At 57.2% G+C, this 16,853-nt stretch carries 20 protein-coding genes; 2 read left to right on the top strand and 18 right to left on the bottom strand.

Going from position 1 to position 16,853, the window contains the following annotated elements; translation table 11 throughout:
* Nucleotides 1–10: 10 nt before the first annotated feature.
* From ACWGZX_RS15420 to ACWGZX_RS15380, 9 genes are all read right to left on the bottom strand, one after another.
* A complete protein-coding gene (locus tag ACWGZX_RS15420) occupies nt 11–877 on the bottom strand; it encodes a transporter substrate-binding domain-containing protein (protein WP_452628915.1) in 867 nt (288 codons plus the stop codon).
* Complete coding sequence (locus ACWGZX_RS15415) at nt 874–1,656, bottom strand: amino acid ABC transporter ATP-binding protein (protein ID WP_452628914.1); 783 nt, start codon at nt 1,654–1,656, stop codon at nt 874–876. Before ACWGZX_RS15415 ends, ACWGZX_RS15420 begins: the two co-directional genes overlap by 4 nt.
* Entirely contained in the window at nt 1,653–2,312 is a 660-nt protein-coding gene (locus ACWGZX_RS15410) for an amino acid ABC transporter permease (protein ID WP_452628913.1), read from the bottom strand. Before ACWGZX_RS15410 ends, ACWGZX_RS15415 begins: the two co-directional genes overlap by 4 nt.
* Nucleotides 2,293–2,958: an amino acid ABC transporter permease gene (locus tag ACWGZX_RS15405; protein ID WP_223514542.1), complete on the bottom strand. Its 666-nt coding sequence runs from the start codon at nt 2,956–2,958 to the stop codon at nt 2,293–2,295. The genes ACWGZX_RS15410 and ACWGZX_RS15405 overlap by 20 nt, the downstream gene beginning before the upstream one ends.
* Nucleotides 2,959–3,609: 651 nt before the next feature.
* Nucleotides 3,610–4,392, bottom strand: coding sequence for a MetQ/NlpA family ABC transporter substrate-binding protein (locus tag ACWGZX_RS15400; RefSeq protein ID WP_223514540.1), 783 nt, complete (start codon nt 4,390–4,392; stop codon nt 3,610–3,612).
* A gap of 248 nt (nt 4,393–4,640) precedes the next feature.
* Nucleotides 4,641–5,564: a sigma 54-interacting transcriptional regulator gene (locus ACWGZX_RS15395; protein WP_452628912.1), complete on the bottom strand. Its 924-nt coding sequence runs from the start codon at nt 5,562–5,564 to the stop codon at nt 4,641–4,643.
* A 58-nt stretch (nt 5,565–5,622) separates the two neighbouring features.
* Nucleotides 5,623–6,204 carry an alpha/beta hydrolase gene (locus ACWGZX_RS15390; RefSeq protein WP_452628911.1) on the bottom strand — a complete coding sequence of 194 codons (582 nt, stop codon included), beginning with the start codon at nt 6,202–6,204 and terminating at the stop codon, nt 5,623–5,625.
* Between the two features lie 184 nt (nt 6,205–6,388).
* A complete protein-coding gene (locus ACWGZX_RS15385; protein ID WP_452628910.1) occupies nt 6,389–6,712 on the bottom strand; it encodes a hypothetical protein in 324 nt (107 codons plus the stop codon).
* 411 nt (nt 6,713–7,123) lie between these two features.
* Nucleotides 7,124–8,197: a fatty acid desaturase gene (locus tag ACWGZX_RS15380; protein WP_452628909.1), complete on the bottom strand. Its 1,074-nt coding sequence runs from the start codon at nt 8,195–8,197 to the stop codon at nt 7,124–7,126.
* 100 nt (nt 8,198–8,297) lie between these two features.
* Here ACWGZX_RS15380 and ACWGZX_RS15375 point away from each other — a divergent pair, with 100 nt between their 5' ends.
* Entirely contained in the window at nt 8,298–9,302 is a 1,005-nt protein-coding gene (locus ACWGZX_RS15375) for an AraC family transcriptional regulator (RefSeq protein WP_452628908.1), read from the top strand.
* Here ACWGZX_RS15375 and ACWGZX_RS15370 read toward each other — a convergent pair whose 3' ends face one another.
* The 4 genes from ACWGZX_RS15370 to ACWGZX_RS15355 all read right to left on the bottom strand — a co-directional run bounded on the left by ACWGZX_RS15370 (nt 9,303) and on the right by ACWGZX_RS15355 (nt 12,012).
* Nucleotides 9,303–10,535 carry a type II toxin-antitoxin system HipA family toxin gene (locus tag ACWGZX_RS15370; RefSeq protein WP_452628907.1) on the bottom strand — a complete coding sequence of 411 codons (1,233 nt, stop codon included), beginning with the start codon at nt 10,533–10,535 and terminating at the stop codon, nt 9,303–9,305.
* On the bottom strand, nt 10,528–10,776 hold the full coding sequence (locus tag ACWGZX_RS15365) for a helix-turn-helix domain-containing protein (protein ID WP_452628906.1): 249 nt from the start codon (nt 10,774–10,776) through the stop codon (nt 10,528–10,530). The genes ACWGZX_RS15370 and ACWGZX_RS15365 overlap by 8 nt, the downstream gene beginning before the upstream one ends.
* Before the next feature lie 113 nt (nt 10,777–10,889).
* Nucleotides 10,890–11,255, bottom strand: a complete 366-nt coding sequence (locus ACWGZX_RS15360) for a response regulator (RefSeq protein ID WP_452628905.1) — start codon at nt 11,253–11,255, stop codon at nt 10,890–10,892.
* 70 nt (nt 11,256–11,325) lie between these two features.
* Nucleotides 11,326–12,012: a Crp/Fnr family transcriptional regulator gene (locus ACWGZX_RS15355; protein WP_452628904.1), complete on the bottom strand. Its 687-nt coding sequence runs from the start codon at nt 12,010–12,012 to the stop codon at nt 11,326–11,328.
* 84 nt (nt 12,013–12,096) lie between these two features.
* Here ACWGZX_RS15355 and ACWGZX_RS15350 point away from each other — a divergent pair, with 84 nt between their 5' ends.
* Nucleotides 12,097–12,615 (top strand): Mpo1 family 2-hydroxy fatty acid dioxygenase, encoded by a 519-nt coding sequence (locus tag ACWGZX_RS15350; RefSeq protein ID WP_452628903.1) that lies wholly within the window; start codon nt 12,097–12,099, stop codon nt 12,613–12,615.
* 89 nt (nt 12,616–12,704) lie between these two features.
* On the opposite strand, the gene ACWGZX_RS15345 is transcribed toward ACWGZX_RS15350, so the two are convergent.
* The 5 genes from ACWGZX_RS15345 to oscA form a co-directional block, all read right to left on the bottom strand.
* Entirely contained in the window at nt 12,705–13,694 is a 990-nt protein-coding gene (locus ACWGZX_RS15345) for a sulfate/molybdate ABC transporter ATP-binding protein (RefSeq protein WP_223514515.1), read from the bottom strand.
* Between the two features lie 4 nt (nt 13,695–13,698).
* Complete coding sequence (cysW, locus tag ACWGZX_RS15340) at nt 13,699–14,571, bottom strand: sulfate ABC transporter permease subunit CysW (RefSeq protein ID WP_223514512.1); 873 nt, start codon at nt 14,569–14,571, stop codon at nt 13,699–13,701.
* Between the two features lie 13 nt (nt 14,572–14,584).
* The gene (gene cysT / locus ACWGZX_RS15335) at nt 14,585–15,403 is read right to left on the bottom strand and encodes a sulfate ABC transporter permease subunit CysT (protein ID WP_223514509.1); all 819 of its coding nucleotides are present in this window, start codon (nt 15,401–15,403) and stop codon (nt 14,585–14,587) included.
* 69 nt (nt 15,404–15,472) lie between these two features.
* Complete coding sequence (locus ACWGZX_RS15330) at nt 15,473–16,486, bottom strand: sulfate ABC transporter substrate-binding protein (protein WP_452628902.1); 1,014 nt, start codon at nt 16,484–16,486, stop codon at nt 15,473–15,475.
* Between the two features lie 68 nt (nt 16,487–16,554).
* Nucleotides 16,555–16,737 carry a sulfur starvation response protein OscA gene (gene oscA, locus ACWGZX_RS15325; RefSeq protein WP_134419279.1) on the bottom strand — a complete coding sequence of 61 codons (183 nt, stop codon included), beginning with the start codon at nt 16,735–16,737 and terminating at the stop codon, nt 16,555–16,557.
* Between the last annotated feature and the right edge of the window lie 116 nt (nt 16,738–16,853).

Here is a 16,853-nt window from a genome sequence, read left to right as displayed (position 1 = left end):
AGCCAGAGACTCACCCCTGCCACTTCCCACCCTCGACAATCACGCTCTCAGGCTTGGTGTCATCGCTCAGTTCCTTGCGTACATACTGGTCGTAAAGCTTGAGCAGATATTTCTCCTCACCCAGCTTCGCCAACTCGCTATTCACCCAATCCCGCAGCTCGATGTTGCCCTTCTTCACGGCCGGCGCAATCGGTGCTTCGGCGCCCAGGGTCTGGGTCAATACGCGGTAGCCAGGGTTTTGCTTGGCCCAACTGAACAGCACCAGATTGTCCTGCGCATAAGCATCACCGCGACCATTGGCCAAGGCTTGCAGCGACTCGGAGTTTTTCTCGAACTTCAGCAGTTTCCAGTCCGGGTGGTTTTTGGTCAGCCAGATATCCGCGGTTGTACCGGTGGTGACGATGGTCGTGCGCGTGGCCAGGTCATCGAGGTTTTTCACCGTGCTGGCTTGTGGCACCAAAGCCTGTACCGCGACTTTCAGGTTCGGGTTGGTGAATTCCACCGCTTCCTTGCGCTCCGGGGTAACAGTCATGTTGGCCAGGATCAGGTCGACTTTGTCACTTTGCAGGAACGGGATCCGGCTGGCCGGTTCCACTGCGACGAACTCGACTTTGTTTTCATCACCCAACAAGTCCTTGGCGAATTGACGGCCAATGTCGGTATCGAAACCCACGTAGCGCCCCGCCTCATTGACGAAGCCGAACGGTGGCTTGTCGGTGAAGACGCCAACGATCAACTTGTCCCGGGCTTTGATTTTCTCCAGGTAGCTGGTACTGGTCGCGACAGGTTTGGTGGGTTCTTCGGTTTTGTTGCAGCCGGCCAATAAAGCGAGGCCGAGCAGCGGGAGTAGCAACAGTGAAGTCTTGGCAGTTTTCATAGCAGTTCCAGTTCCTTTGTTTGAGTCGTTTGGGGTAGTGCGGCGACGTAGGAGAACTTCTCCAGGAACTGCTGCGCTCGTGCGGTTTGCGGGTTCGTAAAGAAAATCTCGGGAGGGTTTTGTTCAAGGATTCGCCCGCCATCCATGAACACGATGCGGTCGGCCACGGCGCGGGCGAAGGCCATTTCGTGGGTGACGATCAACAGGGTCATGCCATCGCGGGCCAGGCCCTGTATGACTTCCAGCACCTCCTTGACCATTTCCGGGTCGAGGGCGGCAGTGACTTCATCGAAAAGCATGACCTGGGGGTTCATGCACAGGGAACGGACGATAGCGATGCGTTGCTGCTGGCCACCGGAGAGCTGACGCGGGAACGCATCGCGCTTGTCCGAAAGGCCCACGCGCGTCAGTAAGGCTTCGGCCTGATCGCGGGCTTCGCGGCGATCACGCTTCTGCACTTTCAGCGGGCCGAGCAGCAAATTGTCGAGCACGTTCATGTGCGGGAACAGGTGATAACTCTGGAACACCATGCCGATCTGCTGGCGTACCTCGCGCCAGTCGGTGCCCTTGTCCAGCAGTTCGTGGCCGGCAAAATTCAAACTGCCGCTGTGAGCGACTTCCAGGCCGTTGAGGCAACGCAGCAAGGTACTTTTGCCGCAACCGCTAGGGCCGAGGATGACGATGACTTCGCCCGTTTTCACTTGCAAGTCGATGCCGTTCAGCACCTGCTGCTCGCCGAAAAATTTGTTGAAACCCTTGAACTCGATCAAAGCACTCATGCGTGTGTCCAGCGCCGCTCCAGCACGCGTGAAGCGGCCGAAAGCGGGTAGCAAATGAAAAAGAAAAACAGGAACAGGGCGCCGTAGATCAGCACCGACTCGTAGGTGCGCTCGATGATTTGCTGGCCGACCTTGATCACGTCCACCACACCGATCAGCACCGCCAAGGAACTGGTTTTGATGATGCGCGTGTAAACGTTGAGGGTCGGCGGTGTCATGCGCTTCAACGCTTGCGGCAGCAGCACATAGCCGTAGAGTTGCGGCCCGTCCAGGCCAATCGACAGCCCGGCCTCACGTTGCCCGCGCGGCAATGAGTGCAACGCGCCACGCACCACTTCGCCGACTTCGCTGGCGCCCCACAGCGACAACACCAGCACCGCGCACCAGAAACTCGGGAGGTTCAGGCCAAAGAAAATCGGCAGGCCGAAGAACAGCAGATACAGCCAGACCAGCACCGGGATAGCCCGGAACAATTCCAGATACACCCGCAGAATCGCGTTCAACCATTTCGAATTCAGCGTGCGCAACACGCCGTAGAACACGCCGCCGACGGTGCTGATGGCGATGCTCAGAAAAGAGATCGACAAGGTTTGCGCGGCGCCCTTACCCAGTTGCGGCAACGACACCCAGAGCAATTCAAGACCCGAACTGGCCATGCTGGAGCCTCCTTTCCAGACGGCTGAGCAGCAGCGACAGCGGCAAAAACAACAGCACGCAAATCAGCGTCAGCACGGCGAGCATTTCGTAGGTTTTGTAGTAGAGCGCGATGTAGCTTTTGGTGGTGTAGAGAATTTCCGGCACCGCCACGGCCGAGACCACGGTGGTTTCCTTGAGCAGGAAAATGAAATTGGCGAACAGCGATGGCAGGCTGAGGATGCCGGCTTGCGGCAGGATCACGTAGCGCAGCAATTGCCCGTGTGACAGGCCAATGGAGCGACCCGATTCAAGTTGCGCCTGGGGCACGGCATCCACACCGGCGCGCAGCACTTCAGTGAGATACGCGCCACCGAGAAAAGTCATGGTGATGATCGCCGCCGCGAAGCCTGAAACCTTGATGCCCAGCGCCGGCAAAGCGAAGTAGACGAAGAACAGTTGAATCAGCAGGGGCGTGTTGCGCGCGAGTTCCACATACAGGCCGACGCAGCGCTGCAAGTAAGGCGTGCGAAACACCAGTATCGTCGCGTTGAGCAGCGCCACCAGCAGCGATGTACCGATGGCGATAAAGCCGACCTGCAGCGTCACGCCCACGGCCTTGAGAAACGCCGGCAGAGTGCTGAGGATAAACGCGTAATCGAAGTTCATTGAAGATCCTGAACGCCGCTCGGTAAGCGACGGTGGCGCAGTCCATGGGTCGTGGATAACGGCCCGGCGGATACCGACTTTAAAGGTATAAAAATTAGAATTTAAATACCGTTAAAGCATATTGATATCACGCAAAAAACTATCCGTGGATTTGCGGTTGCAACGTAAGACGACTACTTTTCTTTTCGCTGTAGGAGGGATCTTTTTTTCATAATGCCCCTCCAAGGACCCACAGCTTTTGGCCAGACTTCCCCGGCCGAACCATCACAAGGAAGAGAAAATGGCTGACGTAAAAGTGCCGCAGCGACTGGATCCGCAGGAGATCGTGAAATTGTTGGTGGCGTTGCACCGGGCGTTGAAGGCCGGGGTGGCCTGAGAAGTCCCTGAGGTCAGCGAGCTCTCTGTGGCGAGGGGGCTTGTCGGAACGCCGCATCGCCCCGTTCGGCTGCGCAGCCGTCGCCATTCCTACTTGTGAAGTCTGCGAGCGGGAGTGTGGATGAAGTTTTTGGGGCTGCTTCGCAGCCAACGGGGGCAAGCCCCCTCGCCACAATAGCCCCCTCTCACTTCAACTAGTGCCCCCAATAAAAAACGCCGACGCTATTGCTAGTCGTCGGCGTTTGAAACCTTGAAAGGTTTTGATGCTGCGTCTAATTAGAACGCCGGCAGAACCGCGCCGTTGTACTTCTTCTCGATGAAGGCTTTCACTTCAGGACTGGTCAATGCCTTGGCCAGTTTCTGGATGGCAACGCTGTCCTTGTTGTCCGGACGTGCCACCAGGAAGTTCACGTAAGGCGAATCCGCACCTTCGATGACCAGCGCGTCTTTAGCCGGGTTCAGACCGGCTTCCAGCGCGTAGTTGGTGTTGATCATGTCCAGGTCGACTTGATCCAGCACACGCGGGAGCATGGCCGATTCCAGTTCCTTGAACTTGAAGTTGTGCGGGTTCTTGGCGATGTCTTTCGGAGTCGCCAAAGCGTTTTTCGGGTCTTTCAGTTCGATCAGGCCAGCCTTCTGCAGCAGGATCAGGGCACGGCCGCTGTTGCTGCCTTCGTTAGGGATGGCAATGGTTGCGCCGTCTTTGAGTTCAGCCAGGGTTTTGACTTTTTTCGAGTAGCCGCCGAACGGTTCGACGTGCACGCCGATCACGGTCACCAGGTTCGTGCCTTTGCCTTCGTTGAAGCTTTTCAGGTACGGCAGGGTCTGGAAGTAGTTGGCGTCCAGACGTTTTTGGTCAACTTGTACGTTTGGCTGTACGTAGTCGGTGAAAACTTTGATTTCCAGGTCCACGCCTTCTTTGGCGAGGGCTGGCTTGATCAGTTCCAGAATCTCGGCGTGTGGAATCGGGGTCGCCGCAACCACCAGTTTCTCGCCAGCCTGGGCCAGGCCCGCGGTCAGGGCAGCCGCCAGTGCGGTGAACAACAGAACCTTTTTCATGCAGTGTCCTTATCGAAAATCTCGGTCGTCATCGACGACGGCATTAAATACAAGTGCCAGTGATGTGCTATCGCTGACGTGATGCGGACAATACCGGGATTTTATATTCCCGAATAATATCTTTTATTCACTTTCATATTCCATTTTGCTCATACAGCTCTGGCTCGCGCATTCCGTGTAGGAGCTGGCTTGCCAGCGATAGCGTCCTTTCAGAAACCGTGTGAACCGCATCGCGAGCAAGCTTGCTCCTACAAGAGCCCGGTGTTTTTCAAGAGCTGTTTCAAGGCTTCTTTATCGGCGGCAGTGCCGCTGCCGAGAATCCGCTTGAGCTGCTGTTCAATTTTCCCCAACCCCTCATCAGGCAAATTCAGATGCCCCGGCAAAATTTCGTCGCCGGTACTCACCAACAACGCAAAGTGAATGACGTTTTCCAGCTCGCGGGTATTGCCCGGCCAACTGTGCCGCTCCAGCACAAGCTGCGCGGCCTCACTGATCAACGGCACCGGCAGGTCGAGGCGATGGCTGTAGATGCCGAGGAAGTACTCGGCCAGCGATAGAATATCGCCCACGCGGTCACGCAATGCCGGCAGCTCCAGATGGCCTTCACTGAGGTAGTGATAAAGCCGCTCATGGAATTTGCCGGCAGCCACGGCCTGAGCCAGATCAATGCTGGTGGCGGCGACCAGACGCACGTCCACCGGGCTCGGTTGATGCGCGCCAACACGGGTCACTTCGTGGTTTTCCAGCGCGGCGAGCAGTTTGATTTGAATCGGCAGCGGCAAATCACCGATCTCATCCAGATAGAGCGTGCCGCCATTGGCAGAACCGAACCACCCGGCGCGGCTGCTGGCCGAACCGCTGAAGGTGCCCGCGGCATAACCGAACAATTCGGCATCAGCGTAAGTCGGGCTGATCGCCCCGCAATTGACCGAGACGAACAACCCGGCGCGATCGCTGGCGCGATGGATATGGCGCGCAAGCAGCTCTTTGCCGCTGCCGGTTTCGCCGCGAATCAATACCGAGATCGAGCGCGGTGCCAGTTCCTCCAGGTCCTGGCGCAACTGGCGCGAGCGCGGATCGACAAACACCAGCGCCTTGGCGCGGATGCTCAGGGGGCTTTTTTCTGCATCGGGGAAAGTCAGCAGCGGCTGACCGAAGTGTTCAAGACTCATGGCAGACTCCCGCCAAAGACCGCCGGGAGACGGGCAGGCGTTTAAAAAAACAAAAGGTTCAAGCGCGTCGCAGGGCGTGATGTTCCATGCGGTTTTGCAAGCGATAGAGGTAGGCAAAACCCTGCTCCCAGCGCTGGTGACCGGACTTCACATTGATGTGCCCGGCACCCGACAAAATCCCCGCCTCGGCCCCCCAGTTGCGCGCCAGCTCAAGGGCTCGCGGCGCACTCACGGCGTTGTCGTTGTCGGAGCTGACGATCTGGCTCGGGAACGGCAACAGGTCGGTGGGAATCGGTGCAAAGTTACGCAACGCCGGCGCACACGCCGGGCGCTCGACATCCGCTGGCGCGACCAGCAAGGCCCCGCGCACCTGACGCAGATACTGCACAGGGGCAGCGGCGGCCCAATGGGCGACGGTGATACAACCCAAGCTATGTGCGATCAGGATCACCGGCGTGCTATCGGCGGCAATCGCCTCGGCCAGCGCCGCGACCCAGTCTTCACGACGCGGTGTCAGCCAGTCCGCCTGCTCCACCCGCGCGCTGTTCGGCAGGCTGTTCTGCCAGTGGCTTTGCCAATGATCGTCCGGCGATCCTTGCCAGCCCGGCACAATCAGGTAGCGAATTGATTCGTTGCGCATGGGGGAGCTCTCCTGCTGCGTGTCTGTACCTGGTCGAGTATAGGGAGGAGAGTTATATTCGTTAAGGAATAAGAAGCTATTTGTTAAGATCCATAAAGAATATACAAGGGATTTCAAGCAGCAGATATTCAACCCGATCACTATCGGGTTGATGCGCTAAGGAAAGATCCTGGGGCAGTTGGACTCAACACGCTTTTGCAGTGGGCTCGTCTCTTTTAAACAACACGGTCCGGGTGTTGGTTTTGCCGTTCTTGAAGGTCTGCTCGCATGTCCCGACAAGCGACATGCGTTGGGTACTGAACATGAGCGACCACCGCTCCTTGACCTCGTGAATATCATCCACAGTCACAAATTCAAGGCTACTGCCGCACCGATAACGGACCCTCCCATCACTGATGTCGCGATGGGCATCCTCTAAATCCAGGTGCCCCGATATCAGCTCATCGCCCTCTATCACCAAATGAGTCACTGGCCTGTCCATCGTGTAATGGCCTGCGAAATTGTTCATGCGATTTCTCCCTGAAAACGTTACCTGACCTGCTTTGGTTGCCCACAAGGACCACATTGTCAGTGTAGAGCTGCCCCTCCACTCGTCTACTGTCAGAAATAACAGGTCCGTAGACAAATCAGCGATTAGTCAAATGAGTCAGAAACGTTATGGGAATAAAAAAAGGGCCGCACCCTGCCAAGGAGACGGCCCCGGAAACTCAAAATCTGTGAAGCGATGATTGATTGAAACGTTTATCTTATAAAGGAATATTTAATTACTTTATAAGATCTAAAACACATATAGCGATTAACGAAAAGTTGACCGCCCAGCCTCCCTGCTTGTGCTTTAACGTATCGCCTCTTTGGGTCAAATTGATGACGAGCGCCTTTGTCATCGCTTATTTCGAGATTGAGTTTCCGATTTCATCCATCACACCTGAGCGGCACGAACCTCCCGAGGCTGTGCAGCGTCTTTGCGTACAAACCGGTTGGCCCGGCCAAACGTGCCGAAATCATTGAATCGCACGCCCATCTCACGCATCACTTTATGCGCCACCGGCACGGTCATCTGGCGGATGTAAAACGGCTCCTTCACCACAAAGTGATGGATGCCGTGGCTGCTGCCGAAGTTGAAGCAGAACGCCTGCAACGGCCACATCCACGGAGAGCTCAGCACCTGGGTCTGCTGGATCACGTTCCCCGGTTCCACGTCGCCGTAGTAGTGCATGTTCGAGCTGATGAAGTGCAGGCAGAACGTACGCAACACGTTCGGGCCGATGATCACCACCGCCGCGATGTCGATCACGTGCATCACCGACAAGGTGGTCGCCGACCACTCAATCGGCGCGCCCATCAGAGACGCGATGCCGTTGGCCGCATGGAAGCCGAGGAACATGTACCACGCGCCCCAATGCATCAGCGCGAGCGGCGCGTAGACCTTCACTGTACGCTGGATGATGCTGAACTTTTGAGCCCAGGTCTTGGCCCGCAGCATGCGGATGAATGACGACATCATGTTGTCGCCGACCATCAGCAACCGCGCAAAACCCCAAGGCTCGCCGTTGGTGATGGCGCGCTCTTCCATGTCGGTTTCAGTGCCCGAAACCTTGTGGTGATTGAGGTGCAGATGACGGCGGATCCACGGATTGATGGTGCTCGGCCGGGCCAACCACACCAGCCCCATCATCAGGTTGTGCGGCACCCGCTGTTTACGAAAGTACATGCTATGTATCAAGTCGTGTTCCAGCTCGTGGGTCAACGAGGCGAAAAACGCGTTGAGCAACAAACACGTCCACCAGGCTATGTGCCCGGTCATGTATAGCGCCGCCGAACCGATCATCCCGGCCAGGGCGAAGGCCAGAATACCTGCGCCGAGTGCGTCCTGATGGTTGAGAATTGGGTAGCGTTGACGCAATTCAACGCCCCTGGCCAGCACCACTTCACGAATATGTGCTGATCGTTGCGCTGCATTCAGTCGCTGGGGACTTGCAGAAGTACCGTGCATGCTTCCATCCTCTGGTTATTGATGTTCGCATCCTGCCTTGCGACCCTTCGCAAAGTGGTAGCCGAGAACGCCAACCTGTTGACCGGAAGCGCCAATCAGCATGACTGAACCGACCTCCCTCGCCAGCTGGACCCGCGCCCTGCGCAAACAACTCGATGCGCTCGGCCTCGACAGCACCGCCCTGTGCCATCAGGCCGGGCTTGATCCGCAATTGATGGACGACCCGAACGCCCGTTACCCGTTGTCCGGTACCACGCGCCTGTGGGAAATCGCCGTGCAGGTCAGTGGCGATCCGGCGATTGGCCTGCGCGTGTCGCGTTTCGTCAGCCCCACCACGTTTCATGCGCTCGGTTATGCACTGGTGGCCAGCGGCAGTTTGCGCGAGGTGTTCGAGCGCATCGTGCGGTATCACCAGGTGGTCAGCGATGCTCTGGAACTGGAACTGACCCGCGCCGAGGATCGCTACCGCTTTCACCTGAAAATCCCTGCCGGCAACCCGGCGCCGGCGTTCGAAGCCATCGACGCCTTCACGGCGATCTACGTGCGCACCTGCCGCAATCGCCTCGGTCGCGACTATGCACCGCTGGCGGTATACCTGCGCCGACCGGAACCGGCCGATGCGCACCAATGGCATAAAGTTTTCCGCTCACCGGTGTACTTTTCGGCCGACGAAGACCGCGTGGAGTTTTCTCTGGTGGATTTCGACAGCCACTTGGATGACGCCAATCCGGAACTGGCCGAACACAATGAAACCGTGCTCGAACGCACCCTGGCACAACTGAAACCGTTGACCTGGGAGCGCAAAGTCCGTGACGCCATCGAAGAGCAATTGCCCGAAGGCGAACCCAGCGCCGAACTCATCGCCAAAGCCCTGCACCTGAGCTTGCGCAGCCTGCAACGGCACTTGGCGGACGAAGGTTGTCGGTTCGATACGCTGCTCAATGAAAGCCGCGAAAACCTGGCGCTGCTACACCTGCGTGATCCGCATTGTTCGTTGAGTGAAGTCAGTTACCTGCTGGGGTTTGCGGATACCAGCAGCTTCAGCCGCGCGTTCAAGCGCTGGACCGGGATGACGCCGGGGCAGTTTCGGGATGGGTTGCGCTGATCAACTTTTCACGAGACTGCGCGCGACGCCTGATGCCCACTGCTCCATCATCGCTTCGCCAACGGTCGCAAAGACGCTGCTGTCTTTGATGTAATCAGCCATCTCGATCATTGCCACCTCCATCCCGTGGGCGACCTGCTGCAATAGCTCGTTACAACGGCCCTCCGTCAGGCTGCAGGCCGAACGGCCAAATCGCATTAGCATTTTGTACTTGGGCCATGCTTTTGAACCGCCTAACAGCAACGCCATGCTGTCGGACTTTATGTAAACCGAAGTGGTGACGATGTCGTAGGCCGGAGCGAGGCTGATTTGTGCATCCATGCCGCAATGTTCATACAGCACGCCGAAGTTTTTAAGGTGAGCGTCGCCATTCTTCAAGGCTGACGAGAGCGCAACAATCTTGAAAAAAGACTCAAGCGCCTGATTGAGCAATGGCGGAGAGACGAATTCTTTAATCTGCCTCGCGGCACCTTCGTATGACCCATCGTATTTGGCTTTCGACGGCCAGGCATTCAGTACGCAAAAATCCTCGAATCCCAAATAACCTTGCTCATTCAGATCGAAGCGTTCGACTACCAGGAATTTGCCATGCTCGCTGAGCTCGAACTTCGGCACCTCAAGCCCCGAATGTAGCGCTGCTCGCATGCAGAAATACTCGTTGGCTGCGAGCTCAGGGTATTCCTCTGCACGAAAGGATTTGACCAGGTGCGTCGCGCCTCGATGAGTCAGCCGATCGACAGTTGTCGCGCTGTCACGCACCAACACTTTCGGCTGCACGCCGGAAACGCCTGAATATTGGCCGTAAATGTGCAGTAGATCATCAAACAAACCTTGCGCGCCGTCGTGAACCAGAAGGTCCGCGAGACTGGTTTCTGGTGGACGGTCGCTCGTCTCTTGCGCGCTGGCAATTCCCACTCGTCCAAGCTGGTACGGGCCAACGATCGACAGCATCGCAAAATCATCGAAGCCCCTGACCGCTTTGCTGAAACGACGAACCAACTCATCGCGCAAAGCCCCTTCAGGCAAGTTCATTTCAAAAATCGGCGGTACACCTTGCTCCCACGTATAACTTTCGAGGCGAGCCGGCATGGTCAACGAAACCGAGTTTTCCTCCTGTGCGTTTTCGGCATAGGTAAAAACTGAATCCCCGCGAGACTGACCACGACCCAAGGTGCCGACTGCGGTTGCGGACACACTGATGTGAAGCCGTTCCTTTTCCTGCGGCTCACCCATGGAAGTTGACCTTTTTCAGTGAGTCTAGCGTTGGACGCTTCGACTGACGGGGCACGGCGGTGAGCTCATACCCGAACCCGTTGAGGATCGCCTCAACCTTGCGCAGGCCGATTTCAGAAATGGTGTTGTTTTCGATACCGGAAATTGTGGAACGACTCATGCCGTACTGCTGTGCCAGTGCCTGCTGGGAAAGCTTTTGCTCTTTTCGGAGCGAGCGGATCAGTTCACCAAGGTTTTCCATTTTTCAGCCTGCATCGTATACCGTGCAAAATCACAGCTTCTTAATATATGCATTGTATTTAGTGCAGATTCAAAGAGAAGTCCAGCTCATTTTTTAACCAGACGTCCAAGGTTTCACCGCCCACGATCCCGCCGCAACAACTTGCGCACCCGCGCCACCAGTTCGTTCACCGCAAACGGCTTGAGCAAATAATCATCCTCATGCAGTTCGAGCCCGCGCAGACGATCCTCGATACCGTCCTTGGTGGTGAGGAACAGCACCGGCGTGTCGCCAAGCTTGCGAATCTGCTGCTGCAATTGCCAGCCGTTGAGCCCTGGCAGCATCACGTCGAGGATGATCAGTTCGTATTCGCCGGACTCGATAAAGCGCCGGCCGTCCATGCCGTTTAGCGCTACATCCACCGAATAGCTCGCCTCATTCAGGCCGTTGGCCAGGAGTTTGGCGGTCTCCGGTTCGTCTTCTACTAGCAGTACACGCATGGCACACCTCGATTATCGTCGTCACAGGCTAGGCGCCTTCACCGACAAAGCCCACCCATAACGTTGCGTATCAAAAAATCGCCAGTGCCCGCAACCGCTCGGCATCGACAATTTCGATCTCGCCGTACTTGAGATTCAGAATCCCCTGACCCTGAAAATCCTTAAGAATCTGATTAGTCGTCTGGCGCGACAGCGACAGCATCGAAGCCAACTGCTCCTGCGGCAGTTGCAGCACCCGGCGCGGCGGTTCGATTTCGCCGTAACCCTCGGCGATCATCAGTAATCGATGCGCCAAGCGTGCCGGGGCGGGCATCAGGCTCAGCTGTTCGAGATTGATGAAGGTCAGGCGCAGTTTGTGGCTCATCAGCAACGCCAGTTGTCGCCAATACACCGGTTGCTCGTCGAGTAACTTCAACAGCGTCACCTGGGGAATGTTCAACAGGAGGCACTGGCCCACGGCGAAGGCATCGTGTGTGCGTGGCTGGCCGTCGAACAGGCATATTTCGCCGAACCAGTGGGGCGGCTCCACCAGGCTCAGCAGCGCTTCCTTGCCCTGCTCGCTGACTGCGCCGATGCGCACCGAACCTTCGAGCACTGCATACAAACCGCACGGCGGATCCCCTCGTTTGAACAGCAATTGCCCCGACGACAAACGCCGAATCCGGGCCGCAGCCAGCAGACTATCCTGTAAGGGAACAGGTAGATGACTGAACCATTGCCCCGTCATCAGGCGCGAACGCCAGGCCTGCATATCCATGGAAACTCCTAGAGATTGTCGCCTGCCCGACAGAGCCAAAAGTGAACCCGGGGCATGATCAATCACCCTACAGGAGGAATAACAATGAAAAGCCTCGTTGACCATCTCAGTCAATACGCCGCCTACCACCGTGATCCACGCAACATCGCCAGCCACTTTATCGGTATTCCGTTGATTATGGTGGCCGTCGCGGTGTTGCTGTCGCGGCCGCAATGGGCTGACGGCTGGCTTTCACCGGCGGTGCTGGTGTCGCTGGCGTCGGCGTGGTTTTACCTGCGCCTGGAGTTACGCCTCGGGGTGCTGATGAGCGTATTGCTGGGGCTGTCCGTCTGGGCGGGGCAGGCGCTGGCGCAACAAAGCACGCTGGTCTGGCTGTCGAGCGGTATCGGGATGTTTGTGGTGGGCTGGGTGATTCAGTTTGTCGGGCATTACTATGAAGGGCGTAAGCCGGCGTTTGTTGATGATGTGAGCGGGCTGATTGTCGGGCCGTTGTTTGTGGTGGTGGAGTTGATGTTTTTGCTGGGGTTGCGGCATGACCTCAAAGAGCAGATCGAGGCGCGGGCGGGTGGGGTGCGTCTGCGTCAGAAAAACGCTGCGGCGTAGGCCACTTTCGCGAGCAGGCTCGCTCCCACAAGGGATTTGTGAACGACGCAAATCACTGTGGGAGCGAGCCTGCTCGCGAAGCTTTTACTTTAGATGTTGGCCAGTTTTTGCCAGACCTTGGGCTTGAAGAACAAGGTTTCACCCTTCGCCAGCCCGATCAGGCTGTCGTGATCCTTCACCACTTCCGCTTCGATCAATTCGCTCTGACCTTCGACCTTCAGCGTCACCCTAGTCGTCGCACCCAACGGACGAATGTCGCGCACTTCAGCTGCGTGGTGATCTTCCAGCTCATGCCGCGACAGCGACACTTCGTGCGGACGGAACAGCACGTGGTTGTCCTCCCCCAGATGCAGCCGGTTGGAATCACCGAGGAAGTGATAAACGAAATCGCTGGCCGGGTTTTCGTAGACGTCACCCGGTGAGCCAATCTGTTCGATCACGCCCTTGTTCATCACCACAATTCGGTCGGCGACTTCCATCGCCTCTTCTTGGTCGTGGGTCACGAACACGGAAGTCAGGTTGATGTCCTCGTGCAGTCGCGCCAGCCAGCGGCGCAGTTCCTTGCGGACCTTCGCGTCGAGGGCGCCGAAGGGTTCATCGAGCAGCAAGACTTTTGGTTCCACCGCCAGGGCACGGGCCAGGGCAATGCGCTGACGTTGGCCGCCGGAGAGTTGTTCCGGGTAGCGATCCGACAGCCAATCCAGTTGCACCATATTCAACAGTTCGTGAACCTTGGTTGCGATTTGGCTTTCGCTCGGACGCTGGTTTTTCGGTTTCATGCGCAGGCCAAACGCGACGTTGTCGAACACCGTCATGTGGCGGAACAAGGCGTAATGCTGGAACACGAAACCGACGTTGCGATCGCGCACATCATGGCCGGAAACGTCTTCGCCGTGGAACACGATGTTGCCCTGATCCGGCGTCTCCAGACCGGCGATAATCCGCAACAGCGTGGTTTTACCGCAGCCCGATGGGCCGAGCAGCGCCACGAGTTCGCCGCTTTGAATGTCCAGGCTGATGTTGTCCAGCGCCTTGAACGCGTTGAAATTCTTGCTGACGTTACGCACTTCAATCGACATGAAATCATTCCTCCGCGGCGCTGGCGCGCAGGCGGTTAATACGGTTTTCGCTCCACTGCTTGAGCAGCAGGATGAAGAGCGCCAGGATCAGCAACAGGCTCGCCACGGCGAACGCGGCCACGTGGTTGTATTCGTTGTAGAGGATCTCGACGTGCAGCGGCAAGGTGTTGGTCACCCCGCGAATGTGCCCGGAAACCACCGATACCGCACCGAACTCACCCATCGCCCGCGCAGTACACAGCACCACACCGTAGATCAGGCCCCATTTGATATTGGGAACGGTGACGTGCCAGAACATTTGCCAGCCATTGGCGCCAAGCAGGCGCGCGGCCTCTTCTTCTTGCGTGCCTTGTTCCTGCATCAACGGGATCAGTTCGCGCGCCACGAACGGCACGGTGACGAAAATCGTCGCCAGTACGATACCCGGCAAGGCGAAGATGATCTGGATGTCGTGATCCTGCAACCACGGCCCGAAGAAGCCTTGGGCGCCGAACATCAACACATAGACCAGGCCGGCAATGACCGGCGAAACCGAGAACGGCAAGTCGATCAACGTGACCAGCATACTTTTGCCACGGAACGAGTACTTGCTCACGCACCATGCGGCGCTGACACCGAACACCAGGTTCAGTGGCACCGAAATCAGCACGGCGATCACCGTGAGTTTCAATGCCGACAGCGCGTCCGGTTCAAAGATCGCGGTGAAGAACGCACCCAGGCCATTCTTCAAACCCTGGGACACCACGATAAACAGCGGCAGCAACAGGAACAGCGCAAAAATCAACCAGCCAAGACCGATCAGGATTCTTCGCGAGGTGGCACTGCCACGGCGGGCGGCGTTGGCCGAAGAGGCGGCAGCAATAGACGATTGGGACATGGTTCGCGCCTCCTTATGGGGTTTCGATGCGACGTTGCAGCAAATTGATCAGCAGCAACAGGACGAAGGAAACCACCAGCATCAGTACACCAATGGACGTGGCGCCGGTGTAATCGTACTGGTCGAGCTTGACCATGATCAGCAGCGGCAGAATCTCGGTTTTCATCGGCATGTTGCCAGCGATGAAAATCACCGAACCATACTCGCCGACCCCGCGGGCAAAGGCCAAAGCGAAACCGGTGAGCCAGGCTGGCAACAGCGCTGGCACCAGAATATGGCGGAAAACCTGTAACGGTTTTGCACCGAGGCACGCTGCCGCTTCCTCCACTTCACGCGGGATATCAGCCAATACTGGCTGTACGGTACGTACTACGAATGGAAGTGTCACAAAAGTGAGGGCAAGGGTGATACCGAGGGGGGTGTACGCGATCTTGAAACCCAGATCAGCTGCAAACTGACCCACCAAACCGGTAGGGGTGTACAACGCAGTCAGCGCAATACCCGCCACCGCAGTGGGCAATGCGAAGGGCAAGTCGATCATTGCGTCGATGACTTTGCGTCCCGGGAAGGTGTAGCGCACCAGGACCCAGGCGAGCAGCGTGCCGATGATGCCGTTGATGATCGCGGCATAGAGCGCGGTGCCGAAGCTCAACTTCAACGCCGCCAGCACTCGTGGCGCCGAGACAATTGCCCAGAACTGGTCCCAGGTGAGTTGGGCGGCATGGACGAACATTGCCGCCAGAGGAATAAGCACAATCAGGCTGAGGTACACCAAGGTGTAGCCCAGCGTCAGCCCGAAGCCGGGTATGACGGGGGAAATACGACGCGACATAAAAGTCCTTGGTTGAGAACGCGCAAAGCCCCGACGGTTAAAGCGGGGCTCGTTGATGGCTATTTAAGATTACTGCGCCTGGTAAATCTGGTCGAACACGCCGCCGTCGTTGAAGAATTTCGGCTGCGCGGTTTTCCAGCCGCCGAAGTTCTTGTCGATGGTCACAAGGTCCAGGTTCGGGAACTGCTTGGCGTACTTCGCGGCGACATCCTTGTCACGTGGACGATAGAAGTTTTTCGCCGCAATTTCCTGGCCGGCCGGGCTGTACAGGTATTTGAGATACGCATCGGCGATCTGCTCGTTACCCTTTTTCTCGGCGTTCTTGTCAACCACGGCCACCGGCGGCTCGGCAAGGATCGACAGAGAAGGCACGACGATTTCGAACTTGTCGGCACCGCCGTCTTCTTTCAGCGCCAGGAAGGCTTCGTTTTCCCAGGCCAGCAACACGTCACCCTGACCGTTGTTGACGAAGGTAATAGTCGAACCGCGAGCGCCGGTGTCCAGCACTGGCACGTGCTTGAACAGGGTTTGTACGTATTCCTTGGCCTTGGCTTCGTCACCGCCGTTGGCTTTCAGACCATAAGCCCAGGCCGCGAGGAAATTCCAGCGTGCGCCGCCGGAGGTCTTCGGGTTCGGGGTGATGACCGCCACATCGTTCTTGATCAGGTCACCCCAGTCCTTGATGCCTTTAGGGTTGCCCTTGCGCACCAGAAACACGATGGTCGAGGTGTAAGGTGTGCTCGCATCCGGTAGACGCGTCTGCCAGTCGGCCGGCAGGGACTTGCCGAGCTTGGCGATCTCGTCGATGTCGCCGGCCAGGGCCAGGGTCACAACGTCGGCGCGCAGCCCGTCGATCACCGCGCGGGCCTGTTTGCCCGAACCACCGTGGGATTGCTGGATTTTTACGTTGTCACCGGCGTGATCCTTCTGCCAGAGCTTGATGAACTCGGCGTTGTAGTCCTGGTACAGCTCACGCGTCGGGTCGTAAGACACATTGAGCAGTTCGTAATCCTTGGCAACCGCGGAACCCGCAAAAAGTGCACTGGCCAGGGCGGCCAAAGCGAAATGACGAATCGACGACATGGTGAAAGCTCCTGGAATTCTGATTGTGGTGGCTTTTTATGAGGTGCTGGAAGCGGGTTGCCGGTTGCTTAGCTCGGCTTGTTGCTCGGGCTCTGCAGACGAAATTTCTCTTTGCGCTCGATTTGCACGACCTGGGCGTTGTGCACAGTGATCTCCACAGCCCCAAAGCGCAGATCGCGCAATGCGCTCTGGATCTCACGCAAAATGGTTGCTTCGTCCTGGCCATCAACACTACGTAGGGATGCGCTCATGGTGCTGCTCCTTCAACTGAGAGGTTGCCTGGCAGTGGCGGCACTGCTTGCGGCGTGAGACCAATAGTAGTGAGGAGTAGATATTCTTAAAAAGACTATTTAAGAATGTTTATATA

It is taken from the genome of Pseudomonas sp. CLCA07, assembly GCF_053615335.1.
The sequence above is the reverse complement of the archived record's forward strand: the minus strand, read 5'-3'. Positions and strand labels throughout refer to the sequence as shown.